The organism is Pseudarthrobacter sp. J1763, from assembly GCF_050490295.1.
In the GTDB taxonomy this organism is placed as follows: domain Bacteria; phylum Actinomycetota; class Actinomycetes; order Actinomycetales; family Micrococcaceae; genus JBNPEO01.
In genome coordinates this window covers 15,354-42,102 of record NZ_JBNPEN010000009.1, presented here as the reverse complement: position 1 = coordinate 42,102, position 26,749 = coordinate 15,354, and the positions used below count along the sequence as shown (strand labels likewise).

The following is a 26,749-nucleotide window of genomic DNA, read 5'->3' as shown; positions in this document are numbered from 1 at the left end:
TGGAGGATTTCTATGCAGGATCTACGACTTGTAGGTGTCCATGAAGATGGCGAGCATCTCTTGCTCAGCGGAAATGGTGGTGAGGTGTTCTTGCTGCCCATCAATGAAGCATTGCGAGTAGCCGCAAGCCGGACACCGTCAAGAATTGCAGCCGAGGCCGCCGCAGGCGACCCGGCTAAGAAGTCGTTAACCCCTAGGGATATCCAGGCACGGATCCGGGCCGGTGCCACAGCCGCTGAAGTTGCTGAAGAATCTGGCCTGGATCTTGCCCACGTTCAGCGCTATGAGGGCCCAGTTTTGGCCGAGCGTGAGTACATCACCCAGCTCGCGCGGAAGGTGGAAGTAGCCACTCCCAGCCCCGGCCATGACGTGTACCGCTCAGCTTTTGGTGATGAGCCGGCGTCTTTGGGCGAGATGGTTTCGCACCGCCTCACGGCTCACGGAATCAAGCCCAACACTGTTGAGTGGGATTCTTGGCGCCGCGAAGACGGTATCTGGACAGTGGTGGCCCAATTTACTGTCCCGGACGCCGCCCGCAGCGGAGTTGGCGAAGAGCCTCCAGCACAGTGGAGTTACAACCCAGCTCACAAATCGATTCAGAATAACAACCGCTGGGCACAACAATTGAGCGAGCTAGAACCGCTCGATGGGCCGCTTCCCGCCCGCAGGCTTTCAGCCGTTTCTGATCGACCCTTTGATTTTGAGACCGACGCCGATGACGTTCCTGCTGGTGTCTCCGATTCGGATTCGCTGTTGGACATGCTGCGTTCGCGCCGCGGCCAGCGCTTGGGTGTGGACGAAGAATCAGATGACGCTTTAGCGCTGATCCTTACTAACGGTATTCCTGCCGCGCATCCCCGTCCTGCCGAATATGAAGACGACGCCGAGTCTGATGATTCCGTTGATTGGAACGCTGCAGAGCATGATGACTACGAGCCGGCTGCTGAGGAATCTCAGCCGGTATCACCTGCCGCATCGCGCTTTGGCAAGCTTTCCCTTGCGCCACGGATGAACGACGACGAGTCCTTGCGTTTGCACGACGGCGTAAGTACCGACACCCGTGAGATCCGAGTGGTCGCCTCCCCGGCCCGGACCACCCCCACGCTGGCGGATGAGCTCCTTGGCGGTGCTCGAAACGGTTCGGGACAATCCGCAGATCAGGACAGCTCAGCGACAGCCGAGGATCAGGACTTTTCCGAGGAAGTCCCCAGCGAAGATTCCGCTTTAAGCCACGCAAAATCTCCTAAGGATTCCACCCAGGAATCCAAGCCAACGCGTAAGGACCAGCAACCGGAACGTCGGCCTGCCAAACAGCGCCGTTCGAGCGTACCGAGCTGGGATGAGATAGTTTTTGGCACCAAGGGCGACTAGCTAGCTGTAAGACGCAAAGCTTCAATCCGGCGCGAAGGATCTTGCGCTGTGTGAGCTCCTTCAAATGTGTGAGCTGTTAACGTTTGGACGTGTGTGAGCGTTTTGGGCTGGTTTTGGGGTTACCGGTTGCCGTGAACATCACCAGGGGTACTTCCCGTTCGGCTTTGGTTAGAGAGCCGTGCTGGCCCACAACGTCCATAGCACTGGGCCGCACTCGGCGGGTGTCATAGAGCGCTAGCTCTTCGCGGGCGGCGATCATTATGTCACCTATGCGTGGAATGACGCGTGGCTCAACCAGGCCAAACAGCCCAGCCGTAATGGCTTGTTGACGAGTAAAGGCCCAAATTTTTTCACCGAACCGGGTTCGCCAAGTTCCCAAAAGTGCTTCAGCTGCGGCTGGATCGAGCTCAGGTTCGAGGTAGAGGTGGACCATCCGCGGCTCGCCCGCGGTGTATCGGACTCCCCTGATCAGTTCAGGTTCAGCTGAGAAGTCAATGCGCTGACTCTCCGGCACGTCCACCATGCCGTGGTCTCCAGTGAGCAAGATGGTGGTTCCGCTGGGAAGTGTTGTGGCAAGGCGTTTGATGGTGTGGTCTAACTCTTCAAGTTGGACTTCCCATTGTTCCGATCGCCAACCGTCCCGGTGGCCTGCTTTATCTAACTCGTTGGTGTAGAAGTACATCAGCATGTTCGGTGAACTAGCCATGGCTTCAGCAGCTGCTTGTGTCCGCGCGTGCGAGTTTCCTCCGCCGATGAACTTACTGCCGCGCAATGCTGCCTTGGTCATTGCTGAGTCCGCAAACTGGGGCAGGCTCACCGTCACCACCTCGGTGTGCTGGCTCGCCCGTTCAAAGACTGTAGCTTCTGGCTGCCATGTGGTGGGGTCAACGTCAGCATCCCAATTGCCCAGCATGTTCACTACTCGGCCCAACTGAGGGTCCAGAACGTCGTAGCCCACCATTCCGTGTTTGCCAGGTTCTTTAGCAGTGCCAAGGCTGGCCAAAGAGGCAGCGGTGGTAGTGGGGAAAGCGGCGTCTAACCATGTGGGAACTGAACCTTGTCCTGCCGCCAACGCCGCTCGAATAAACGGCGTGTGTGCACCTTTTGCTTTGAGCATGGACCGTCCTAAACCATCTGCCAGCACCACGCATACACGCTGGGCCGGAGGCAGATTGAGCTTATTTGAGAAACCCGGAAGCCCTATACTGGCGGCCCCAGACTCGAGTACCTCGGCGATCGATTGTTTCCCGTAGGCAGGGGGCTTAGGTAGTTCGTAGTGAGCCGTTGGATCCGCCATGCTAGCGCCGCAGCCTGCGGCTCAGGCTACTTGCCAAGGCTGAAATGCCGTTCAGACCGCCCAGACGGCTCGGGCCACTTGGATGGACGTTTGGCCGCAGCGTGGTCTCGCCTGAACGGTGTTCAACGGGGGACGTTGCCGAGAGTGGGACGGCAATTGTTTGCCCTGCCGTGTTCACAGCCCGGAGTGCCCGGGCAAACGTCTTGGCTGACTGGACTGCCTGAGCGCCATCGGCCTCGGAGCTGATCCTCAAAACGATGTCCTCTTGGGCTACTGTTCCGGTGAAGCCGTGGTCGGCCTCGCATTGTGGGTCCCCACAATTAGCCGGTCCCACATCAAGACGTTGTCCGCCTGACCATGCAATCGCCAAGGTAAGCTCTCGTGCTTGATCGCTGGGCTTGTAGTTTTGTGGCTGAGCGTACAGGTAGCTGAGAATGACGGAGCGGATCTGCGTTACGGGTACCGATTCGGTGGAAACTTGTGCCAGTACCTGTTCACCACTTTCATCGAGCTGCTGGTCGTCGACGTGGGTGACAACCAGCATGTCCTCGGTCAAAACCAGCACGGTGATATGCCGGCGAACCTCGGCCCGATCAAAGTGTGTTTCGAGGTGGACTAGGTGAGCTAATGAGGCTCGTCCGTCCAGTGCGTCATCAACAACATCAGCGACCAGAAGTGGATAAAAGGCTGCCCGGTTGAGAGCCTCTTTGAGCCCCTCCGAGCTTCCGCGCACTTTGCTTCCGCGAACGTTTGATGGCCCGGAATGGGACGGCGTCTTGGATGTCATCTAGCCATTTTCGCATTGAGAGCGCCAGTGGTGCTAAATTCCGTTCACTCTATGCACGCATGGCGCGGCGTGCACTGTCCGTTCGTTGCTCCGGGTTCGCAATTTTGAGGTCAACGCTCAGAACGCTGACTCCGTTCTGGCTGACAAGTACAGCCGCGAAATCCAGAAGCGCCACTTCCGGATGATTGTCTTTGAGCACCGCAACGCGGGCCACTAAATCTTCTAGAGCCTGCACGTTGACGGCGGGGAGCCCCTCGTAGCCAAAGAGCTTGACACTGGCCCTGGGAGCGCGCACTAGCTCGTTGATGTCTTGGTCTGAGAGGGGCGGGATGCGGTGTGCCCAATCATCAAGCAATTTCACCGCGTCACCGGACATCCCAAAGGAGATTACCGGGCCCAGCAGCGGATCCTCAATTGCTCGGACAACACAGGCCTGCCCCAGCCCTGCCATAGATTGGACTTCCATTCCGGACTTACCGTACGCGGCCAAAGCGCGTTCCATGGCCACGATGTTGCGCCGCAATGAGGCCCCATCACGGATATCTAGCCGCACACCACCCAAATCGATGCGGTGTTTTAGTGCCGGGTTGGTGGTTTTGAGAACAACTGGCCAACCGAGCTCGTCGGCGGCGGCGACTGCCTCGAGCGGAGTTTCAAAAGTCCTAGATTCCAAAACTTTGATGCCATAACAATCCAAGAATTCTTGAGCAGCCGTGCCTTCAAGGCTCATCAGGGTTGCGTCGTTTTGGCCTCGGAGAAGCCGTTCAAGAAGTGATTCAGCCTTGGCCGGCTGGAGCCCTTCAGGAACTGTTGCTAGGACTGCTTCTTGCGAGAGTTCTTGCTCGCGCCACCGCGCGTAGCCAACCACGGCCGCGAGCGCTGCTACGGCTGCCCCTGGATTGGAGTAGCACGGCAATGCTGGGAAGTCTTTGCTGATGCGTAGGAGTCCTTCTACGTGGATTGAAACGTCTAAAATGCCGGTGAACGCGGCCACCACTGGTTTTCCCGCCTGAGCTCCACACTCTTGAAGCACTTCAGCAATGTGTTCAACCGTGAGTCCCCGTGAAGGCAAGAGTGTCACCACTGCCGCATCCACGCCGTCGTGCTCTAATGCCTCGCTCAGACTTTCCCGCAGAGCTGGCAGCGCAAGAGACATTCCAGTGTCCAGATCCAGCTCAGCAACGGTTCGTTGAACGGTCAATCCATGAGCACGAGCGCTGTCCCCCACCACCTTGCCCAAGGCTAGCGAATTGCTAATCACTGCGATGGAACCACCTCGTGGCAAGGGCTGCGTAGAGATCACTTGGGAGACATCGCACAACTCTTCTACCGTTTCAACGCTAATCACACCGGACTGGCGGAACATGGCGTCCACGGCGCCTTGCGGGGCTCGAGTCGTTCGAACCACGTGCCCCGGGGGCAGTTCGGCACCGGTCACAAGGGACCTTGCCACAATCACCGGTTTGGTGCGGGAAATACGGCGGGCAATGCGCGAGAATTTGCGGGGGTTACCAATTGACTCAAGGTACATACCCACGGCGTTGGTGTCCGGATCGTCTTCCCAGAATTGCATGAGGTCGTTACCTGAAACGTCTGCCCGGTTTCCCGCGGATAAGAAACTAGAAATACCCAAGGAGCGCCTGCTGGCGGCAGCAAAGAGTGCCACTCCAATAGCGGCTGATTGTGAAAAGAGACCCAGCCCTCCGGCCACGGGTAGGGCTGGTGCCGCTGAGGCGTTGAGGGAAATTGCGGGATCTGTATTGATTAGCCCCACAGAAGCTGGTCCAATCACACGCATTCCGTTGGCCCTAGCGTGGCGCACGATGGCACGTTGACGAGCAAGTCCTACATCGCCGTCGTCGGCGAAGCCAGCCGTGGCAATCAAGACGCCCTTAACGCCTGCTTCAGCACACTCTTGGACCACCGCAGGGACTTCGCTGTACGGCACAGCAATCACTGCTAGATCAATCGCTGTAGGGATCTCGGACACTTTGCCGTAACTGAGCATCCCAGCAAGCTCGATTGCTTCAGGGTTTACGGCAAAAACGGAACCGGTATATCCGCCTTCAACGATGTTTTGGAGCAACTGGTATCCGAGCTTGCCCCAGGTCCTACTGGCCCCGATGACGGCAATGCTTTGCGGGGCGAGGAGGCCCTGGACGCTTTTAGCTTCCGCACGGTGTTCGCGTGATTCCATGACGGCACGCGATTTTTGGGTGAGTGAGATGTTGAAGCCAACGCTCACCACACCGTCGTCAAAGTGGCGTTGTACTTCATAGCCGGCATCGGCGAACACCATCAACATTTTCCGGTTTTCTGGCAGAACCTCTGCTGTAAACCGCTTGATTCCGTTCTCCCGCGCAGCGGCTGCCAAGTGTTCCAACAAGATGGAGCCAATTCCGCGGCCCTGATGGCGGTCAGAGATGTTGAATGCCACTTCGGCTTCGTCCGGGTTCTCGAGCCTGTCGTAGCGAGAAATCCCAATAATTTCACCAGCGAAAGTCATGACCAAGGCCACTCGGTCCTTGTGATCAACCTCCGTGAAGCGTTTGATTTCCTTGGCACTGAGTTTGGCCTTGAAAGAGAAGAACCGTAGGTAAATTGATGCTTGGGACTGTTGCGCGTGAAAAGCCTGCACAGCGTCTGCATCGCTGGGCGCAATGGGGCGTAAATGTGCCGTTGCGCCGTCACGGAGTACGACATCTGCTTCCCAATATTCCGGATATCCACTGCCCAAGGACGGTTCCACCATAGGCTTAGCGTAACGAACAATCCTCGGCATACCGCCGTGACCCAAAGGAATATTTGCCGCCCATGGCCCGCCGCCAGAGTCCGGCTCCGCAAAGTGCGGACTCGGAGCCCTTTACCGAAAACATCATCGACATCGACGTAACTTCCGAAATGGAAGGCTCCTTCTTGGAGTACGCCTACTCGGTGATCTATTCGCGGGCACTTCCGGATGCGCGTGACGGGCTCAAACCAGTACAGCGACGCATCTTGTACATGATGAGCGAGATGGGCCTACGCCCCGATCGTGGTCACGTCAAGAGCGCGCGTGTGGTGGGCGAGGTGATGGGAAAGCTTCACCCTCACGGGGACACTGCCATCTACGACGCCATGGTTCGTATGGCCCAAGACTTTTCTTTGCGCTTGCCATTGATTGACGGTCACGGAAACTTTGGCTCGCTCGACGACGGACCGGCAGCACCGCGTTATACCGAAGCTCGCCTTGCCGCGGCAGCGCTAACTTTGACTGACCACCTAGATGAAGACGTTGTGGACTTTGTCCCCAACTATGACAACCAGCTCACCCAGCCGGAAGTACTACCTTCCGCTTTCCCAAACCTTCTGGTCAACGGCGCCACGGGTATCGCCGTAGGTATGGCAACTAATATGGCCCCGCACAACTTGGGCGAGGTAATTGCTGCAGCGCTGCATCTAATCGCCAACCCCGAGGCGGACCTCGACGCCATCATGCGTTTTATCCCGGGTCCGGATCTGCCCACCGGAGGACGCATTGTTGGCTTGGACGGCATCCGTGACGCCTACGCCAATGGCCGTGGCTCCTTCAAGACCCGCGCCAAGGTTGAGATTGAACAGCTGTCCGCACGGCGCACAGGACTGGTAGTCACTGAACTGCCGCACATGGTGGGACCGGAAAAGGTCATCGAGAAAATCAAAGATGCTGTCTCGAGCAAAAAGCTTCAAGGCATCAGCGATGTTGTTGACCTCACGGACCGGCAGCACGGTCTGCGCTTGGTCATTGAAATCAAAAACGGTTTTAACCCGAACGCTGTTCTGCAACAGTTGTACCGCTACTCACCCATGGAAGATTCCTTTGGAATCAACAACGTGACCTTGGTTGACGGACAGCCGCAAACCCTAGGACTGCTGGATCTGCTGCGAGTGTACGTGAAGCACCGCCTCTCGGTAGTTCGGCGGCGAACCGCATTCCGGCTAGCTAAAAAGCAAGCACGCCTGCACTTAGTGGAGGGTTTGCTGATTGCTATCGTCGATATTGACGAAGTAATCCAGATCATTCGTAGTTCCGACGAAGCCTCAGCAGCACGCGACCGTTTGATGTCGATCTACGACCTCAGCGAAATTCAGGCGAACTACATTCTTGAACTGCGCCTGCGCCAGCTCACCAAATACTCTCGGATTGAGCTAGAAAAAGAACAAGACGAATTGCGCAAAGAAATCGCAGAGCTCGAAGCAATTCTGGCTTCAGACGTACTCCTGCGTGAACTCGTCTCAAACGAACTTCAAGAGGTTGCCAACAAGTACGCCACTCCGCGGCGAACAGTACTTCTCGAATCCGAGGCGGTCTCCCCCACGGTTGCAGGTGCACTGGCCGCAAGCACCGGTAAAACTGGGGCTGCGGCGGGCAAAAATGCTCTCTCCCTAGAAATCCCTGATGACCCGTGCTGGGCCATCTTGACCACCTCGGGACAAATTGCGCGCACCGCCAACCAAGAACCCCTCGCGGAGGCTGGTCCTAGGAACGGGCATGATGTTTTTAGCTCGGTGGTAAAAACCTCGGCACGCGGTGAGATCGCGGCCGTCACGTCCTTGGGCCGGATGCTGCGTGTTCAAGTGATGGACATGCCGGCGCTTCCACCTAGTTCCGGGCTGCCCAACCTGGCTGGTGGTGTTGCCGCCAAGGATTTCATTACCCTCAACAAGGGTGAAACCCTGCTGGCCCTTGTACCTTTGGACACTGTTTTGGCCGTTGGCACTGAGCAAGGTGTGGTCAAGCGTGTCCAGCCCGACTACCCGCTCAACCGCGAAGACTGGGAAATCATTGCGCTAAAGGACCGGGACAAAATTGTTGCAGTGTCCCCGGCTCCTGACGATCACGATCTGGTGTTTGTGACCCGCGGAGCCCAGCTTCTGAGGTTCCCGGCAACTGCCGTACGTCCGCAAGGCCGCACGGCAGCAGGAATGGCAGGAATCAAACTTGCCGCAAACGACTCGGTGATCTTCTTTGGTTCCGTTCGCGCCGAAGACGAGGACGCCGTCGTTGTAACGATTTCGGGTCTGGAAGGTGCACTGCCTGGCACTAACCCAGGCGCTGCGAAAGTCAGTGCTTTCGCTGAGTACCCTGCTAAGGGCCGTGCGACGGCTGGTGTCCGGGCTCACCGCTTCCTCAAGGGCGAAGACCAATTGCTTCTTGCTTGGGCTGGCCATGGCCCCGCGAAGGGATCAAGCCAGGCTGGTGTGGCTCGTGCGCTGCCGCTGGAGCACGGCCGCCGAGACGGTTCCGGCATTCCACTATCCCAAGCTGTTGAACGGGTTGGGCCCTCCATGACGGAGCGCGAAGTCGCCACCGAGCCTGAAACATCTATCGAAGAAGCCTAAGCAATGGGAATTACACCTGATACCAAGGACTGGACTTGGGTTCTGAATGAGCCCTGCGATGAGTGCGGGTTTGTGGCCCAAGACCTCACACCGCAGTCCCTGGCCGCAACTGTTCGGGACATGATTCCGCGCTGGGAAGCAGTTTTGCAACGCCCCACGGTCGCTGTCCGGCCGAATGAGTCAACGTGGTCTCCTCTCGAGTATGCGGCTCACGTTCGGGACGTTTTTGAACTCTTTGAACAACGACTGTCCTTGATGCTCAACGATGACGATGCCCACTTTGCCAACTGGGATCAGGACGCTACAGCTATTGAAAAGGACTACGCACACGAGGATCCGGCGAGGGTTGCCAACCAATTGCGGGCTACAGGCAGCTCAGCGGCCGATGCTTTTGAGGCTGTGCGCCCGGACCAATTTGAGCGTACAGGCCTGCGCAGCAATGGCTCCGCGTTCACCGTGGTGACACTCGCCCAATACTTTGGGCACGACGTCGTCCATCACCTTAAAGACGTCGACGGCTAGAAGGCCTGTGACACGGCGCTGTGAGATGCCAGCGCGATTTAAAGTTCTAGATCCCAGGCCATACTTTGCTTGACGGGCGAATAGCCCATGGACGTGTAAATGGCCAAGGCTCCGCTAGGATTTTCTGAGTCCACGTCGAGGGCGGCCGTTGTCATTCCAGCAGCCGCAAAACGCTGCATCGCATCAACCAATAGCGCCTTAGCGAGCCCACGGCCTCGATGGTCACGAACCACGCCCAGTAACTCCGTGTAGCCCTCTTCCCGGCCAAAATCTTCAAGAACGTCAGGATCGTAGCTAGCAAGCTGGTATCCAACAACTTTCCCATTGGACTTTTCCACCACTACGGCGCTGAGATCACGGCGGTTCAGCGGATGCTCAACCGTAAACTTCCACGATTGTTCGTCGCGTTCTTCGCTCCCCCAGTGATCGGCAAAGGCGGCGTTATGCACATGCCGCATCTCGTGGTCGTACTCGGCGGTCCACGGACGAATCTCATACCCCTCGGCCAGAACTAGCCTAGGGATAGCTGCGGAGTTTTCCTCCGCGTCATTTCGTGTGGAGATTGGCCGATTCATCTCGTTGAAGTACCGAACCACTTTCCAACCGGCACGGCTGAACAGACGCTGCTCTGCGGTATTGGCAGTCTCCGAATACAAACGTAAACGAGGACTCTGATTCTCTGGTGTGCCTGAATCTGAGGATGTGCGTCCACGGACGTTGATGCGTTCCGCTGCACGTGCCCGTTGCCATTCAAGGACGCCCCTGCCAATCCCCCGTCCCTGATACTCGGGGTCAACGCCACCCATACCGTAGACGGTGGTGGACTCGGGGTTCAGAGCAACTCGGGCGAAAACTCGGGGCATCCCTGAGGTATCCACTCCGATCACACTGTCCACGCTGAGGTCATTCTTCTTTGAATCGAGCGCGTGCTCTAAATCCGCTTCTTTCTCAAACCACGTGGGTTTTTCTGCTGCGGCAATCCGCTTAATCAAGGCAGCCCAGCCAGGGATGTCTTCACGAACGATTCTGCGGAAATCTAGACCGAACAGCTCACCGTTGGGCACTGGGACTTCGCTAACAGGCATATAAAGAACCTAGGCGTGCTGTCCCTGAACGGCAAGAGGCTCCTGAAATTGAAAGCCGTTCTCTAAACGAAGTTCCACGTCCTCAGCCGCGAAGTCGTCCTGATGGTGACTGACCAGAACAACAGTTTTCGCCCGCAAGGCGTGACGGAGGTCCTTGATCAGTGCTGTAGCGGCCTCGCGATCAAGGTGAGCGGTGGGTTCATCCAGCAAGATCACTTCTCCGCCACTGAGCAATGTCCTCGCTACAGCTAGGCGTTGCCGCTGTCCACCGGAAAGGAATGCTCCGCCAGGACCGATCCGGGCGTCGAGGCCGTTCTTCATAGTGGCCAAAACGTCGCTCAGTCCTACTTCCTCGAGAACCATCAGCATTTCAGCGTCTGAGGGCGCAGCATCCGTGGGTCGGGCAATGGACAGGTTCCCGCGCAGAGTCGAGTCAAAGAGGTGCGCCTCTTGCGGGCACCAAACCACCCTGCCGGAAACGCTAACGCTTCCAGATAGTGGTGGAAGGAAACCCATCAGTACCGCTAGCAGTGTTGATTTACCGCTACCAGAGGGCCCAGAAACGCACAACCAAGAACCCGGTTCCGCGTGAGCAGTGACCCCGGAGAAAACGGCCGGCGCGTGTTGATGGGAGGCTCGCGCTGAGCCCTCCGCGGTCAGAGGCCACCCGGCAGAGAGCCTTTCAAGCCGAACACCCACCCCGGCCAGAACCTGCGGTTGCGAGTGACCAAACTGGCGGTCTCCAAATTTTTGCGAAGCCTTATCCACCAACCGATCATCCAAGGCTGAACCGCTGGCAGCTGCATCGCTCACCGCCTGATCACTCATGGCAAAGTCAACGGCATCAATCTGCGAGCGCACTTTTCTCAAGGTGGCTTTGAGTGCTGGAGCCAGTTGAACGGCAGAGATGGCGGCTACAAAGTGTTCAATAAGCGCCAACTGCGTCAGGACCACCACGGCAATCATGGCGGCTTGGGATTGCCCAGTGTGGACTGCCTCTGCCGCGGCGGGGAGGACAAACACAGCACCGAGGCAGGCGCCAAGCACCACGATGGCTTGCCCCACACCTTCGGCCCAAGCCGTACGTTGTTGGGCCGAAGCGGCTGCCTTCGCTAGTGCTTCAACATCCGCAAGAGCTGCTGCTCCTGCCCCGTTTCCGGCCAGGTCCGCGCGTGCTTCGAGAAAGGAGGTGGTGTCCCGCAAAAGGAGTGCTCGGTGACGTACATGGGCCGTAGTGGCCCAACGGTCCGCCGCTAGGGCAATCAGCGGGGCACCCACCATGCCTACAACAACCACAGCAATCACCACGGGCAACCCCGCCGTGAGAATCCATGCCGTAACACCAATCGACAAGACGGCTACTCCCAGCCCGGCGAGCGGCGGGAGCAACACACGGGGTGCCAGGTCTCGCAGTTCGTCCACGTCGCCGATGACTGACTCGAGTACTGAGCCGCCTTCCAGGAGTCGGCGTAGTGATGGTGCTCGGCGCAAGAGTGAAAGCCATAGCGCTGATCGGAGCAATCCGATGGCGGCAAAAACTGTGTTGTGAAGTACCAGCCGCTCGGTGTACTTCAGGACAGCTCTACCAATACCAAAGAACCGCACACCAACAATCGCTGCCAGCAGGTAAAGGATCGGGGGCATCTCGCTCGCACGGACAATCAGCCAGCCTGAAAGTGCAGTGAGCGCTACGGCAAAGGCTGCAGCCGCAATCCCCAGCAGTGCTGCACTCACGCCATGCCATTTCACGGACCGCCACGTGAGATTTTTGGCAGCCTTTTTGGTGTCACCACTGGCGTTGACCGCAGCCGATATCCGGCCTAGCTCCGCGTTTACCTTCGGTTCCGCGTCCAACGGCAAGTTAAGCACCGGGTCCAATACCAGGTTCGACGCCGGGGCGTCACCTTGGTGAGTAACGCCGTCGTCGTTTGCTACCGAGAGCGGCACCGGAACTGTAACATCTGCGAGCGCCCTGGTGAGCGGTTCGTGGGAAACCAACAACACAGTGGTCTGGCCACGCAGCGCAACGATGGACTTCCGGATGGTGTGGGCTGAGATCCCATCCAAGTGAGCGGTGGGTTCGTCAAGGAGCACAACGGAAGCCCCCGCGGCCACCAAAGCGAACCCACGCGCAACCGCAACACGACGCATCTCCCCCGGGCTGAGCTCTGAGACTCGCCGTTCGCTCAGGTGACCTGCAGCTGCGGCATCAAGGGCTTGCCTAATCAGTGCCTTGCTGGCGTCCGCGCTGATACCGCGGGTGGTCACAAAAAACTCCAACTCTTCCGCCGGGGTGTCGCGGAAGAAAACGGGATGTTGCGGAACATAGGCAACGTCCCCGGCACTGATTCCGCTCGCCGTGCCACCAACTGACGCACCATCACTCAAGACGCCGGCAAGGGCTGCCAGAATGCTGGACTTGCCGCTTCCGCTGGGCCCATCCAAGGCAGTAATTGACCCGGCTGGCGCTGTAAAACTCAGCGGACCAACTCCTGCTTTGGTCCGTCCCTCGTAACTGACCGTCAGATCTTGGATGGACAGTGGCTGGCACTTCGAAGATGGGGCTGGCCTGGGTGCAGGTTTTTTTGACGATGCTTCAAGCTGGGCCGGTAGCGGAGCCTTGTGTACGTCCTGAATTTCTTCCAAGGCAACGCGCCCGTCGTCGCTCGCGTGATGGGCACTGCCAAGTTCCCGCAGCGGAGCAAAACATTCTGGTGCCAGAATGAGTGCCAGCAATCCTACTTCGAGGCTCATTTGGCCGTGGACCAACCGGACACCAATAAATACGGCCACCACAGCTACAGAGATGGTGGCGATGAGTTCCAAGGCCAACGCGGAAAGGAACGCGACCTTCAGCGTTTCCATGGTCCGTTTCCGGTATTGGGCCGAAATGTCATCGAGTGCTTTGTGCTGGGCGTTGGCTCGCCCCAAGCCCAAAAGCACCGGAAGTCCCTTAGCTAGCTCAAGGACATGGCTGGATAGCCTTGCCAATGCGCGTTGTGCTTGTTCAGCCTTGTCCTGGGTGTAGCGGCCAATAAGCACCATAAACACCGGTACCAGCGGCAAGGTGAGCACAATGATCAGAGCGCTGACCCAGTCCGCAAAGAGGATCCGCGCTCCCACTAACAAGGGAATCGCAGCAATATTAACCAGAGACGGCAGGTACTGCGTGTAGTAGTTGTCCAGATCGTCGAGCTTGCGTGTGGCCAGAAGCGCTAGGTGACCCAGCCCTCGCCCTCCGTTTCCACCAGCCAGAGCCTTAGTCAGCACTACCGGGCGTAGTTCTTCTTTGACTCCCACTACGCCGCGCCGCGATGCCACTTGCTGTCCCCAGGCGGTGAGGGAACGCAGGAAGGCACCAAGGACGCCTTCCACCACCACGTGACTGAGGTCAAAGTTCCCAGCAACCGCTTGGGCAATACCTGTACTGATCGCTTGCGCCACCAGTACCAGCCCCAGTGCTTTGAGGGCTGCCAGCGTTCCCAAAAGGTACAGCGTTTGGGTACTCGCTGGGCTTCGTGGGAAGACGGGTCCCCGCGAGCGTGGCTCCCCTTTTTGGCTCAACTTTTTGATGAACGTGGCTGGTGAATGCTGTTCGGAGCTGGTGGGCACCATAGGTCCTAGCGCTTAGTTTTTTGGTGACTTGGGCTTTATGGCTTGGTTTTGAGGAAGAACCCGGCAACGGCGGGTACCACCGAGTGGCCTTCGGGGATATGAGCTGCACTGATCCGACGGCGGAACACCCAATAGGTCCAAGCCTGGTAGGCCAGCACCAAGGGTAGTCCGATGCACGCCACGGTTGTCATCAGGCCCAAGGTGTAGTCGCTTGAGGACGCGTTGGTGACGGTCAGGTTGAACGCCGGGTCAATCGTGGACGGCAACACCACCGGGAACACGGCGGAGAAAATCGATGCAGCCCCTGCGAGCAGGAAGGATCCCAAGGCGATAAACGTCCGTCCTTCAGATCCGGAACGGGCCAGGAACCAAGCGGCAATAGCAGCGGCTGCTGCCACCAGCACAAGCGCCCAGGAGAAGAGATTGCCGGTTCGGATCTGGATCAAGATGGCCCATAGTGCCATGGGAGCCAGAGCTATTGGCAAGATCCTGACCACCCAGCGACGGGCCCTGACGCGAATTTCACCGTCAGTCTTGAGCGCCAGGAATGCCAGTGCATGCACTAGTGCAAAACCAACCACGGCCAATCCGCCCAGAAGCGCGTAACCACTGAACCATGCAAAAGGGCCGCCCACTCTGTCACCGTTGGCGTTCAACGGCAGTCCCGTTGTGGTGAGAGCCAACGCTGCGCCAACACCAAATGCGGCAACTGTGGAGCCAAGCGCAATGGCCCAGTCCCACCGGTTCCGCCACTGCTCGGTGTTGATCTTGCCACGGTACTCGAACGCTACCGCGCGGAAAATCAGCGCGACCAGAACCACCAAAAGCGGCAAGTACAGCCCGGAGAACAGCGAGGCGTACCAGAGCGGGAATGCGGCGAACGTAGCGCCACCGGCTGTGAGGAGCCATACTTCGTTGCCGTCCCAGACCGGGCCGATGGTGTTGAGCAAGACTCGGCGTTCGGTGTTGTTACGGGCAAAGATCTTCATCAACATTCCGACGCCGAGATCGAAGCCCTCGAGGAAGAGGTAGCCGATCCAGAGGACGGCGATAGCAATAAACCAGATTGTGGGCAGGAGTTCCATCTTTTTCCCTTAGTAAGCGAACGCTAGAACGTCGTCGTCGGACTTATTGCTGCCGTCCCCGGGCTTATCACCGCTGGTGGGGCCCGTTCCGTCCTCGTCCGCGTGGGCGAGTTCAGGCATGGCGGATGCCACACCACCACGAATGTAGGTCCTGAGCAGTTTGACCTCGACGACCATCAGCAGCGCGTAGACCAAAGTCAGCACAATCAGGGAGGTGAGCAGTTCGCCAGCCGTGACGCCAGGCGAAACTGCTGCAGCTGTGAACATAAAGACTTGGTCGATGCCGTTCATGTCCGGGTTAGGAGCCACAACAAAGGGCTGCCGGCCCATTTCCGTAAAGATCCATCCGGCCGCGTTGGCGCCGAACGGTGCAAAGATTCCCAAAACAGCTAGGCGCATCAGCCAACGGCTCTGAGGGACGGTGCCCTTGCGGGTGATCCACAGTGCCACAGCGGCTGCAAATGCAGCCAGACCACCGAAGCCGATCATCATGCGGAAGCCCCAGTAGGTCACTTCCATCACCGGAACGTATTGGATTTCCTGACCGGCGCGGTCACCGTATTTCGGGTCGTTGGGCAGTTGCGTGCCGTACGTTTCCTTATAGCTCTGCTGGAGGCTGTTCACGCCCTTGATTTCGGTAGTGAAGTCGCCCTTGGCGAGGAAGGAAAGGAGACCTGGAAGTTCAATCACTGCCACAACGTCTGAGCAGTCTTTAGAGCCCACGTTGCCTATGCTGAGGACCGAGAAACCTGTGCCGTCGTGGCACGCAGCCTCAGCCGCTGCCATCTTCATGGGCTGCTGTTCAAACATCAGCTTTCCCTGGAGGTCACCGGTAACGGCTGTGCCAGCGAAGGAGATCATGGCTACCACAGCGCCAATGCGGAGGGAGCGAATCCAAACTTTGTGATCGGTGACGTCACGGCCGGGAATCTTGGCGGAGCCTGGGATAACACTGCCATCAGGGCCAACGGTGTCGATGCCGTCCTTGCGACGCCGCCACAAGTGATACCACGCGATACCCAACAAGAATCCGCCAGCAACGGCGAGGGCACCAAAGAGCGTGTGCGGAACCGCCACGAGCGCGGTGTTGTTTGTAAAGACGGCCCACGCGTCAGTCATCACTGGCCGGCCGTCGATCATTTCCACGCCAACCGGGTGCTGCATCCAGCTATTGGCGACGATGATGAAGTAAGCGGAAATAGCAGAACCGATCACTGCTATCCACAGGCAGGCCAAGTGGATGGCAGGCTTTAGTTGCTTCCAACCGAAGATCCAGAGGCCCAAGAAGGTCGACTCAACAAAAAAGGCGAGCAGCGCTTCCATGGCAAGAGGTGCCCCGAAGACGTCACCCACAAAGCGGCTGTATTCGCTCCATGCCATTCCAAACTGGAACTCTTGGACGATTCCGGTGGCAACACCCATGATGAAGTTGATGAGGAACAGCTTGCCCCAGAACTTCGTCATTCGAAGGTATTCCACCTTGCCGGTCCGGTGCCACATGGTCTGGATGACCGCGACCACCAGACCCAAACCGATCGTGAGTGGCACCATCATAAAGTGATAGACAGTTGTGATTCCGAATTGCCAACGGGCAATTTCGAGTGCATCCATTGCGCCTCATCCGTTCCAATGACCCCTCAAGTTCTACAAGTCGTAGAACTCTGTCTTCTACAAAGTGTAGAACAACCGTGACGGTTCAGTCCACGCGGCCCCGGCACGTTTCTACCTCATGTAGAAAGCGTCTCCAAAAGCGGGTAAATTAGTCACGGAAACACTTTTATTTCAGGTTCAGTGGCACCGAGAGACCCGGCACCGCACCAGCAACCTTTTGCACCAAGGAGAAGATCAGTAAATCATGGCAAGTTTGGGGGATCTAGAGCGTGCCGTTATGGACTTGTTGTGGGCCGAACCCGAAGCCGCAACAGCCAACACGCTGCGGGATCAACTCGCCTTGGAATACTCCCGCAGTGGCAGCGCGCCCAGCGGGAAAGATCTGGCCGTCACCACTGTATTGACAGTGCTCTCAAGGCTTGAGAAAAAGGGGCTCGTTGAGCGCGAACGCGGGACCCGGCCACATCGCTACCAAGCAATTTCCAGCCGCGAAGACCACACAGCAGAACTCATGCACGAAGTACTGGGCTCCGCACCTGACCGTGAGGCTGTTTTGGCACGGTTCATCGGCTCTGTCTCCGAAACTGAAGCCGCAGCCTTGCGCAAAATGCTTGGCGCCTCCTAGGCACACTTGTTCTGGACCTCTTGGATTCTTGCGGTCCTCGCGATAGCACTGGCATGGCCGGTACCTATCGTGCTCTCCCATGCCAAGTGGCCGTCCCGCTCCCCTTTTGCAGCCATGGTCCTGTGGCAAGCAATAGCACTCGCCGGTGGCCTGTCCATGATCGGGGCCATGTTGGCCTACGGTTTAGACCCCTTGGGTCCAACGTTTTTGGCCGGGCTTCACGCCCTAGCGAACGTTGCACTCAACAACCGTTCAGCAGACGACGTCGGCATTTGGCACCTCTTCGCACTGTCCGCGGCAGCGCTGTTACTAACTCACTTACTGTTTACCCTTTTGCTGACCTACGTTCGCATCGTCAGCAGGCGCCGCCGGCACCGCGAATTGCTCGCGCTCCTCAGCTCTCCCGGTGCCAGTACGGCCCGAACGCTGGTCATTAACCACCCAGCACCAGTTGCCTACTGCCTACCAGGAGGTGCCCGCTCCGTAACTGTACTGTCAGATGGGCTGCTGGAATTGCTCAGCGAAAACGAGCTCCAGGCCGTTCTGGAACACGAAAAGACGCATCTGAGTCAACGGCACGATCTTTTGTTGTGGGCCTTCGCTGCTTGGAAATTCGCGCTCCCTTGGCTGCCGACTAGTCGTTTGGCCCAGCAAAGTGTGAATGTTCTGATCGAAATGCTCGCCGACGATGCGGCCCTCAAACGTGTACAGCCACCGGTTTTGGTGCGGGCGATCGCCATGGTCTCGAGCGGATCTTCCCGCGTTGCTCCCTCCGACCATGGGAAGCGCCCGCCGCTCAGTTTGCCAACACCTTCCGAGCTTAATCAGCTTGTGGCCGGGTCCAATAACGGCGAAGAAGCCTCTGTGACGCTGTCCAGGATTCAGCGGTTGATTCAGCCTCTTGGTCCGCTGTCAGCTTTAGCCCGGCGCACTGTCATCTGCGCTGCGGTCCTTCTACTTGCAGCACCCACTGCGCTGATCTTGGTGCCGGGACTTGTAGGCTAAAGCGCCACGGCTATGCGTCGATTTTGTCTCTGTCCAGATGCGCTGCTCCGGCCACAATAAAGTCCTTGCGGGGCGCCACGTCGGAGCCCATCAAAAGATCGAACGTCTTCTCAGCACGCTCGGCACTATCAATCGTTACTCGGCGCAGCGTCCTGTGCCGAGGATCCATGGTTGTCTCCGCGAGCTGCTGGGCATCCATTTCACCCAGACCCTTGTAACGCTGAATGGGTTCTTTGTAACGCTTGCCCTGCTTGGAGAGTTTTGCGAGCAATTCATGCAGCTCATTCTCCGAATACGTGTAGATCATCTCGTTCGCCTTTTGGCCGGCGTTGACCACCTCTACACGATGCAGCGGAGGCACTGCCGCGAATACGCGCCCCTGCTCAACCATCGGGCGCATGTAGCGGAAGAATAGTGTCAACAAAAGGGTACGAATGTGTGCACCGTCAACATCGGCATCGGTCATCAAAATGACCTTGCCGTACCGTGCCATCTCGGCGGCAAAGCTACGGCCTGAACCTGCACCAACTACCTGGATGAGTGCAGCACATTCAGCATTGGAGAGCATGTCCCCCACCGAGGCTTTTTGCACATTCAAAATCTTGCCGCGGATCGGCAACAGGGCCTGGAAGTCCGAGGACCGCGCCAACTTTGCCGTACCAAGAGCTGAGTCACCCTCAACAATAAAAAGTTCAGAGCGGTTCACGTCGTCGGTGCGGCAATCTGCCAGTTTGGAAGGCAACGAGGACGTTTCAAGCGCGTTTTTTCGGCGTTGAGTTTCTTTGTGAACACGAGCCGAGATTCGCGACTTCATTTCAGCGACGATCTTCTCGAGCAACAACGCGCTCTGTGCCTTGTCTCCGCGGTTAGCGGAGTTCAGCTTTGCGGTGACTTCCTTTTCAACGACCCGCGCCACGATGGCTCGCACCGCGGAGGTCCCCAAGATTTCCTTGGTCTGTCCCTCGAATTGCGGTTCTGCCAGACGAACGGTCAGCACAGCGGTCATACCGGCAAAAACATCGTCTTTTTCAATCTTGTCATTGCCTGCTTTGAGCTTCCGCGCATTGGACTCAACGGCTTTGCGGAAAGTCTTCAGGAGTGCCTGCTCAAAACCAGTTTGGTGAGTTCCGCCCTTGGGCGTGGCAATGATGTTAACAAAACTACGCACCGTGGAGTCATAACCAACACCCCAGCGCAGAGAAATGTCTACCTCGCAGTCACGTTCCACTTCGGCGAGCTGACTGTGGCCCTTTTCGTCCAGAACGGGGACCGTTTCTTTAAACTTGCCGGAGCCTTGCAGCCGCCAAACATCTGTCACGGGGGAATCTGCGGCAAGGAATTCTACGAACTCTGAGATGCCGCCGTCGTGGTGGAAGACCTCTTCATGGGCACCGATCTCGCCCGGTGTTCCGGGTAGGCGGCGCTCGTCGCGAACGGTGATCTTCAGGCCCGGGACCAAAAAAGAAGTCTGGCGTGCTCGTGCGGCAAGTTCCTCATAGGAGAACTTTGAGTCCGGGGTGAAAATCTGCCGGTCAGCCCAATAGCGAATGCGGGTTCCCGTAATACCGCGCTTTGCTTTGCCCACAACGTCCAGAATGGAGCCATCAACAAACGGAACAAATTCGGAGTTCGGGTTTGGTTTGCTACCAGTGTCCACAAAACGTCCGGGCTCACCACGGCGGAAGGACATTTGGTACGTTTTGGAGCCACGGTCAACCTGCACATCTAGCCGTGAAGACAAAGCGTTAACCACCGATGCACCCACACCGTGGAGACCACCCGAAGCGGTGTAAGAGCCACCACCGAACTTTCCACCGGCGTGCAGTTTGGTGAAAACAACCTCGACGCCGGTCAGTCCAGTTTTCGGTTCCAAATCCACCGGGATGCCGCGGCCGTCATCGTGAACCTCAACCGAATTATCAGCGTGCAAGATCACCTTGATGTCATGGCCATACCCTGCGAGAGCCTCATCCACAGCATTGTCGATGATCTCCCACAAGCAATGCATCAGACCGCGTGAGTCTGTTGAGCCGATATACATACCCGGGCGCTTGCGGACGGCCTCAAGACCTTCAAGCACCGAAAGATGGCGGGCGTTGTATTCAGAATTAAGTGCCACGCGGGCGCTCCTCAACATGCATATGGGTTGTATTGCTGGCGTCCACTACGGCACGGCCTCTATCTAGGCTAGTGCCGCTCAGCGCACCAAGCTGGTTGCCACACCACGCTTCAGCCAAACTGCTTGGTTTACCGGGCTACGTTACGCGGTCGTGATACGCGTACAGCGAAAGATGCCAACTCTTGCCATGGTTTTGCCTCCACTGCTGGTTATATAGATGTACAGATCTACTAAGGAGGCCCCCATGACTACAGCTGTAGCAGCCCGCAAGCTAGATGCCCTAGACCGCTGTGACCGTTGCGGTGCACAAGCATACGTACGGGTAGTTCTTGAGTCTTCCGGTGGCGAACTCCTGTTTTGCGGACACCACTCCCGCGCACTTGAAGCCACACTGAAGCCCCTGAGTTCCGAGTGGCATGACGAGACAGCACGCCTTCACGAGAAGCCGGCAGTCGAAGTCGACTAGCAAAACCATGCATTAGCCCAGCGGCCCTCACCTGATGGTGGGGGCCGCTGTTTTTCTCTCCCTACGAATATCTGGCCTAATACAAATGGACCCCCGGAAATCCGGGGGTCCATTTGGTTGATTTGCGCTGAAAATCAGGCAGCACTCGTCAGAACTAGTCGCTGTCCTTAGTCCAGATAGTCGCGCAAAACCTGTGAGCGTGACGGGTGCCGCAGCTTCGACATGGTCTTCGATTCGATTTGGCGGATACGCTCTCGCGTGACTCCGTAAACCTTTCCGATTTCGTCTAAAGTCTTCGGCTGGCCATCAGTCAAACCAAAGCGCATGGCAACCACGCCAGCTTCTCGCTCGGAGAGTGTGTCCAGCACGGAGTGCAGCTGCTCCTGAAGCAAGGTGAAGCTCACGGCATCCGCCGGAACCACAGCTTCAGAGTCCTCGATCAAGTCACCGAACTCGGAATCTCCGTCTTCACCCAAGGGGGTGTGCAAGGAGATCGGCTCACGACCATACTTCTGGACTTCAACAACCTTCTCAGGCGTCATGTCCAGCTCGAGTGCCAATTCTTCAGGCGTGGGTTCGCGGCCCAAGTCCTGCAGCATCTGGCGCTGTACGCGTGCAAGCTTGTTAATAACTTCCACCATGTGCACCGGAATACGAATAGTGCGAGCTTGGTCGGCCATGGCGCGGGTGATGGCCTGCCGGATCCACCACGTTGCATAGGTGGAGAACTTAAAGCCCTTGGTGTAGTCAAACTTCTCAACGGCGCGGATCAGGCCCAGGTTACCTTCTTGGATCAAGTCCAAAAAGAGCATGCCGCGGCCGGTGTAACGCTTGGCCAAGGAGACCACCAAACGAAGGTTTGCTTCCAAGAGGTGATTCTTGGCGCGCTTGCCGTCGTGGACAACAAACTCAAGCTCACGCTTGAGCTTGGGATCCATGGTGCCTTGATCGGCGTGGAGCTTTTCGTCAGCAAAAAGTCCAGCTTCAATACGCAAGGCAAGATCAACCTCTTGCTCAGCATTGAGCAACGCGACCTTACCGATTTGCTTGAGGTAGTCCTTGACCGGGTCAGCCGTAGCACCCGCGGACATAACCTGCTGAACCGGAGCATCATCATCGTCGGCGTCCGAGTAGACAAAACCGCTTCCGGTGCTTGCAGCCTTGGCAGGCGCTTCATCGCTCTCGTCGGCGTCGTCAACCTCAACAAGGTCCTCAGGATCGATGTCATCCTCGCTCGCGGCATCTGCCTCAGCTTCAGCAGCCTTTTTAGCGCCAGCCTTGGGGCCACGCTTCTTGGGTGCCGACTTAGCTTCGGCGCCATCAGTCTCGGCTCCTGCAGTCTCACCAGCAGCGTCCTTGAGTGCCTTATTGGCGGCCCGAGTGGCGGCGCGCTTGGCGTTGGCAGCAGCCTTCTTCTCTTCAGGGCTGAGCTCTACCTGTTCGGCAGAATCCTTCTTCACGGAAGACGGGGTCACAGAAAACCTTTCTAGCGGCGGTCTGTGGAATCACCATAAGGGCAACACCACTATGACCCTGTCAAGTCCGTGAAGGTTCTTACAGGCGACTTCACGGTGCAGGGTCAAAGACTACAACCACAAAACATCGTGAAAAGTTCCCCAAATGGAGCACTAATTTTCGCTTGTAAAACACGGACCCAACCGGGTCTCGACCTCCATTGTCTCACGTTTTGCCCACCGCTGCCGTTCACTACTAGGCCGAGTCCTCTTGAATGCCGTGCCATGCAGTGGCTCTATTTCTTGCCCAATTGCTCAAATGACCTCGGGCAATAAGCTCGCTCAGTAGCTCAGCGAGGCGATAGTCCGGGTTATGGCCAAGTGCCGCATCTAGGTGCGCTCCTGCCATTGAACCTCGCCCCCGGCACCATTCGATCCAGCCAAGAACAGCCAACACCGGAGCCTTATGCCCGCCTGGGCCATCAAAGAGCAGAGCGCCCAACAGCTCAGCAAAAGTATCCATACGCTTCCAGTTCGGTCCAGCCGGTGACTGCCCCATCAGAAACTCTGCGTAGTGGTCAACGGTCTCTTGCGCTGAGTCTCTCTGATCAGCGGCTGCAACGTCCAGTGGCTCACAGCGCGTAATTTCTTGAACTCCATCTAGCGCGAGCGCCAACCCACCTGCAGCTTGAACCATGATGGTGTCTCGAAATAATGGGACGGAAAGACCTGCCCGCAGTGCGGCTGCATCGCTAGCCGAAACTTCACAACGGTTTTCACCACTTAAGAATGGTTCCCACTGCGCCAAAAGGGCTTCCGCCGAGGCTCCACCGCGCGGCCCGTGGAGCAGCTGCTCGCGCAAGCGATTTTCTTCAGGCAGCACTGCGGCAGCCTGCTGAGGACTCAGTCTGCCAAATGGTCCCGTTTGGATGGACAGCTCATCAGCAGACTGACCGTTGATCCCAGGCGCAGCCCCGAGCGCGCTGCCCCGGTAAATAAGCTCGGCACTGAGTGGACTATTACGTATATCTTCCAGACTGCGTCCTTGGGGTGGGCAGCACTCATGGTTCTGGCAGTAGGAGTTTCGCCATAGGTCTGTCCCGATCACCCATGCATCGCGCAGTACCAGGCCCTCGCCTTCTACTGCGCATTCGAGTGACTCGAGCAACTCCATACACGGCTGCCATGAGGGGCCCAACAGTGCTGGCGGGTAGATGGCAATCAACACACCGTCAGCTCTTTCGTCACTGAGCAAGTAGTCCACCACTCGTGCGGAGAACGAGTGTGCTTGAAAGGAGCTTATGTCCGCTGGCGGCAGATCCACACGCAGCGTGGCGCCAAGTCTGCCTTTGGACATAGTGACGCACACCAGCGAATTAGTGGGCCAATAACCGAGCGTGTGCGGAACGTACCCTAGAACGTCTTCGGCGCGGCTAGCTTTGAGGGTTTCAGTAGGATTCATGGATCCACACTCATGCACTGAGCCGCGAGGTGAAATGGCGCAAACGTCCTATGTGGAAAACTTCAGAAAATTAGGACTCGACGAGCCCCCAAAATCCTCTATTTGTTGAAATCTTCCTGTGCCAAGTACGCCTCCACTGCGGCACCGAGGTCCTCGGCGTTGGGCAATCGATCATTCTCATCAGCCAACAAAGACCGCCGCACCGTGCCTTCAACCTTTTGGTCGTAACGCTCCTCAAGGTTTTTGACCACTTCAACAATTTCCTCCGAGGCTGCAACCTGTTCGGAAATCTGGCGGCCCACTGTCCGGCCTGCTTCACGCAGTCGGTCTGTGGGGAGCATCAGTGACGTGGCAGCGCCAAGGTATTCCAGGCCAGCTACTGCGGCTTGAGGATACTCTGCCTCCGCCAAGTAGTGCGGGACGTGAATGACGTAACCGGCAACCTCACGATTAGCCTCGCTCAAGCGCAATTCGAGTACGTGTCCCACTGCTGCCGGGATTTCCACGGTTGGCTTCCACAGCGAGATTCCCTCGATGAGGTCTGGCCGGTTCCCGTGGACCGTAACGCCAGCTGGCCGCGTGTGTGGCACGGGCATAGGGATCGAGTGGATCCACGTAACGAGTTTGACGTCGAATTTTTCCACCAGCTGAAGCACTGCACGGCTGAAGCGCTCCCACTGCAAATCCGGTTCAAACCCGGCCAGTAGAAGGTACGGCTTTCCCAAACCGTCTTTGAGCCTGTACAGAGCGAGCCGAGGTGAATGAAAGTCTTGGAGGTGGTCCTCAACAAAACTAATTTGCGGCCGGCGCGAGCGGTAGTCGATGAGCTGGTCTGCATCAAAAACGGCCACAACTTCGTTCTCGGAATAGTCCAAGAGCTCGCCGTTTATTTGGCTCACCATTTGACCGGCATCAGCAAAGCCGCTGAACGTCATCACCATGTTCAAGCCCGTCAGTTCGGCGTCGCCCGCAACCTCCGGGTTAAGGGTATAGAGGCTCGCCGGATCCAGCTGCGAGCCGTAGCTCTGCTCGAACACAACGTCCTCCTGTGTCTGTCTTCTGCGTTTGTTCCCGCGCAGTCGGATTTTCCATGCCACGCTTGCACAACGCCTGAGGGCCGCTAGTCATTCCATCGATCCAAAACTTTCACCCGGGATTACACCCAGAGCGGAAATCCGCGCCCTTCCGGGTCCTCGGACTACGATCGTTGGTGGGTAAGTAGTGCGGCCCGCAAGATCCGGTGCCGTTGCATCCCGTCAATCACAATGGAAGTGAGGCAAATACCCCGTGGCCAAAGTCAGTGAATTTAAGCTCAACGCCGTTGCCAAGGACCTCAAGAAGTCACCGAGCGATGCCTTGGTCATCGGCGTTGCCAGCACGCCTGAAGGTCCGGTTCTCCTGGAGAACCCGCTCAGCGCCAAAGCTGCCGAGGCTCTCTCCTCCACCCTTGAGTCATTGGGTGTCAGTGGAGCCGCCGATCAAATCGTGCGTCTGCCCGGCTTGCCGGAGTTGGCCAGCGGAGTACTTGTACTCGCCGGTGTTGGTGCCGTAGCGCCAGGACGGACTGTGGGTGAAGAAGCTCTTCGCCGTGCTGCCGGTTCTGCGGTTCGTCAGCTGGCCGGTTTTAACTCAGTTGTGCTGGCACTTCCGACGGCGGATCTGGCCGCTGTTTCAGCCGTCGCCGAAGGCGCGGCTCTGGGTTCCTACGCGTACACCGAACACCGTTCAAGCACTGTTGGGCTCAAGACCCCGGTAGCCAACGTCACCCTCTCTACACCGTTTGCCACAGACCCGGCCATCAACAAAGTTCTGACCCGTGCTGCAGTTTTGGGACGTTCCGTGAACGCAACCCGCACCTTAGTCAACCAGCCACCGAGCCACCTCTACCCAGAGTCTTTTGCGGCAGCTGCCAAGGAGCTCTCCCGCTCACTGCCCGTAAAGATCACCATCTGGGATGAGAAGCGCCTTGAGAAAGAAGGCTTCGGCGGCATCTTGGGCGTTGGTAAGGGTTCAACCCGATTGCCACGTCTGGTTAAGGTCGAATACTCCCCCGCCAAAGCTGTGCGCCACGTTGCCCTGGTAGGTAAGGGCATCACCTTCGACACCGGCGGAATCTCCATCAAGCCAGCTCTCGGCATGGGTGAGATGAAGAGCGATATGGCTGGTGCCGCCGTCGTACTAAACACCGCGCTGGCAGCAGCCGAACTGGCTTTGCCTGTGAAGGTGACTGCTTGGCTTTGTATCGCCGAGAACATGCCCGGCGGCGCTGCTCAGCGCCCCGCCGATGTCATCACTATGTTCGGCGGTAAGACGGTTGAGGTTCTTAACACCGACGCCGAAGGCCGTTTGGTGATGGGTGACGGCATCGCTGCCGCTAGCTTGGAATTCCCGGATGCAATCATCGACGTCGCCACGTTGACCGGCGCGCAATTGATCGCCCTGGGTGACCGTACCGCTGGTGTTATGGGCGAAGAATCGCTCACCGCTGAACTCAAGGCTGCCGCAGACCGTGCCGGCGAGCTGGTTTGGCCCATGCCGATTCCGGAAGAATTGCGCCCCACTTTGGATTCTGATGTGGCTGACCTAGCCAACATTGGAGCCCGCCACGGTGGCATGATGACGGCGGCCGCGTTCTTGCGCGAGTTCGTTGGAAAGGCCAAGGACGGAAGCACTATTCCTTGGGCTCACATCGACATCGCTGGCCCGTCCTTCAACAACGGTGCACCGTACGGCTATACCCCCAAACAAGGCACCGGCTGTACGGTTCGTTCACTGGTGAGCTACCTCGAGTCCTTCACCAACGCAGCGTAATAAGTTGCCGAAATTATCGTCCCCAGTGTTCCACTGACGGTGACACGTTGTGCTGAGGGTGGCTGGGGACAAT

The 26,749-nt window shown here is 57.7% G+C and carries 18 protein-coding genes; 7 read left to right on the top strand and 11 right to left on the bottom strand.

The window, feature by feature from the left end; genetic code table 11:
* The first annotated feature begins 12 nt into the window (after nt 1–12).
* The gene (gene sepH, locus ACQQCD_RS10155) at nt 13–1,371 is read left to right on the top strand and encodes a septation protein SepH (protein ID WP_430268274.1); all 1,359 of its coding nucleotides are present in this window, start codon (nt 13–15) and stop codon (nt 1,369–1,371) included.
* A gap of 76 nt (nt 1,372–1,447) precedes the next feature.
* Here the strand turns inward: sepH and ACQQCD_RS10150 are convergent, their stop codons facing one another.
* From ACQQCD_RS10150 to ACQQCD_RS10140, 3 genes are read right to left on the bottom strand one after another with little or no spacing between them, the layout of a single operon-like run.
* Nucleotides 1,448–2,668, bottom strand: coding sequence for an alkaline phosphatase family protein (locus tag ACQQCD_RS10150; RefSeq protein ID WP_430268273.1), 1,221 nt, complete (start codon nt 2,666–2,668; stop codon nt 1,448–1,450).
* 1 nt (nt 2,669) lies between these two features.
* Entirely contained in the window at nt 2,670–3,455 is a 786-nt protein-coding gene (locus ACQQCD_RS10145; RefSeq protein WP_430268272.1) for a DUF5998 family protein, read from the bottom strand.
* A gap of 49 nt (nt 3,456–3,504) precedes the next feature.
* Nucleotides 3,505–6,207: a GNAT family N-acetyltransferase gene (locus tag ACQQCD_RS10140; RefSeq protein WP_430268271.1), complete on the bottom strand. Its 2,703-nt coding sequence runs from the start codon at nt 6,205–6,207 to the stop codon at nt 3,505–3,507.
* Nucleotides 6,208–6,269: 62 nt separating this feature from the next.
* Between ACQQCD_RS10140 and ACQQCD_RS10135 the strand changes: the two genes are divergently transcribed.
* Nucleotides 6,270–8,816 carry a DNA gyrase/topoisomerase IV subunit A gene (locus tag ACQQCD_RS10135; RefSeq protein WP_430268270.1) on the top strand — a complete coding sequence of 849 codons (2,547 nt, stop codon included), beginning with the start codon at nt 6,270–6,272 and terminating at the stop codon, nt 8,814–8,816.
* A 3-nt stretch (nt 8,817–8,819) separates the two neighbouring features.
* Nucleotides 8,820–9,338 carry a DinB family protein gene (locus tag ACQQCD_RS10130; RefSeq protein WP_430268269.1) on the top strand — a complete coding sequence of 173 codons (519 nt, stop codon included), beginning with the start codon at nt 8,820–8,822 and terminating at the stop codon, nt 9,336–9,338.
* Between the two features lie 38 nt (nt 9,339–9,376).
* Here ACQQCD_RS10130 and ACQQCD_RS10125 read toward each other — a convergent pair whose 3' ends face one another.
* Genes ACQQCD_RS10125 through ACQQCD_RS10110 form a run of 4 tightly spaced genes read right to left on the bottom strand, consistent with a single transcriptional unit; the run spans nt 9,377 to nt 16,734 of the window.
* Nucleotides 9,377–10,423 carry a GNAT family N-acetyltransferase gene (locus ACQQCD_RS10125; protein WP_430268268.1) on the bottom strand — a complete coding sequence of 349 codons (1,047 nt, stop codon included), beginning with the start codon at nt 10,421–10,423 and terminating at the stop codon, nt 9,377–9,379.
* A gap of 9 nt (nt 10,424–10,432) precedes the next feature.
* The gene (gene cydD, locus ACQQCD_RS10120; protein WP_430268267.1) at nt 10,433–14,035 is read right to left on the bottom strand and encodes a thiol reductant ABC exporter subunit CydD; all 3,603 of its coding nucleotides are present in this window, start codon (nt 14,033–14,035) and stop codon (nt 10,433–10,435) included.
* Nucleotides 14,036–14,073: 38 nt separating this feature from the next.
* Nucleotides 14,074–15,123 (bottom strand): cytochrome d ubiquinol oxidase subunit II, encoded by a 1,050-nt coding sequence (cydB, locus tag ACQQCD_RS10115; RefSeq protein ID WP_430268266.1) that lies wholly within the window; start codon nt 15,121–15,123, stop codon nt 14,074–14,076.
* A 9-nt stretch (nt 15,124–15,132) separates the two neighbouring features.
* Complete coding sequence (locus ACQQCD_RS10110) at nt 15,133–16,734, bottom strand: cytochrome ubiquinol oxidase subunit I (RefSeq protein WP_430268265.1); 1,602 nt, start codon at nt 16,732–16,734, stop codon at nt 15,133–15,135.
* A 244-nt stretch (nt 16,735–16,978) separates the two neighbouring features.
* Between ACQQCD_RS10110 and ACQQCD_RS10105 the strand changes: the two genes are divergently transcribed.
* Together ACQQCD_RS10105 and ACQQCD_RS10100 are read left to right on the top strand one after the other, a co-directional pair.
* Complete coding sequence (locus ACQQCD_RS10105) at nt 16,979–17,359, top strand: BlaI/MecI/CopY family transcriptional regulator (RefSeq protein WP_430268264.1); 381 nt, start codon at nt 16,979–16,981, stop codon at nt 17,357–17,359.
* A 6-nt stretch (nt 17,360–17,365) separates the two neighbouring features.
* Nucleotides 17,366–18,364: a M56 family metallopeptidase gene (locus ACQQCD_RS10100; protein ID WP_430268263.1), complete on the top strand. Its 999-nt coding sequence runs from the start codon at nt 17,366–17,368 to the stop codon at nt 18,362–18,364.
* A 10-nt stretch (nt 18,365–18,374) separates the two neighbouring features.
* On the opposite strand, the gene ACQQCD_RS10095 is transcribed toward ACQQCD_RS10100, so the two are convergent.
* Entirely contained in the window at nt 18,375–20,483 is a 2,109-nt protein-coding gene (locus ACQQCD_RS10095) for a DNA gyrase/topoisomerase IV subunit B (RefSeq protein ID WP_430268262.1), read from the bottom strand.
* Nucleotides 20,484–20,727: 244 nt separating this feature from the next.
* On the opposite strand from ACQQCD_RS10095, the gene ACQQCD_RS10090 reads away from it, so the two are divergent.
* Entirely contained in the window at nt 20,728–20,949 is a 222-nt protein-coding gene (locus ACQQCD_RS10090; RefSeq protein ID WP_430268261.1) for a DUF7455 domain-containing protein, read from the top strand.
* Nucleotides 20,950–21,116: 167 nt separating this feature from the next.
* On the opposite strand, the gene ACQQCD_RS10085 is transcribed toward ACQQCD_RS10090, so the two are convergent.
* From ACQQCD_RS10085 to ACQQCD_RS10075, 3 genes are all read right to left on the bottom strand, one after another.
* Nucleotides 21,117–22,424 (bottom strand): RNA polymerase sigma factor, encoded by a 1,308-nt coding sequence (locus ACQQCD_RS10085; RefSeq protein WP_430268260.1) that lies wholly within the window; start codon nt 22,422–22,424, stop codon nt 21,117–21,119.
* 235 nt (nt 22,425–22,659) lie between these two features.
* Entirely contained in the window at nt 22,660–23,865 is a 1,206-nt protein-coding gene (locus ACQQCD_RS10080; RefSeq protein ID WP_430268259.1) for a DUF4192 domain-containing protein, read from the bottom strand.
* Nucleotides 23,866–23,963: 98 nt separating this feature from the next.
* Entirely contained in the window at nt 23,964–24,902 is a 939-nt protein-coding gene (locus tag ACQQCD_RS10075; RefSeq protein ID WP_430268258.1) for a proteasome assembly chaperone family protein, read from the bottom strand.
* Nucleotides 24,903–25,152: 250 nt separating this feature from the next.
* On the opposite strand from ACQQCD_RS10075, the gene ACQQCD_RS10070 reads away from it, so the two are divergent.
* Nucleotides 25,153–26,676: a leucyl aminopeptidase gene (locus tag ACQQCD_RS10070; protein ID WP_430268257.1), complete on the top strand. Its 1,524-nt coding sequence runs from the start codon at nt 25,153–25,155 to the stop codon at nt 26,674–26,676.
* The last annotated feature ends 73 nt before the right edge of the window (nt 26,677–26,749 follow it).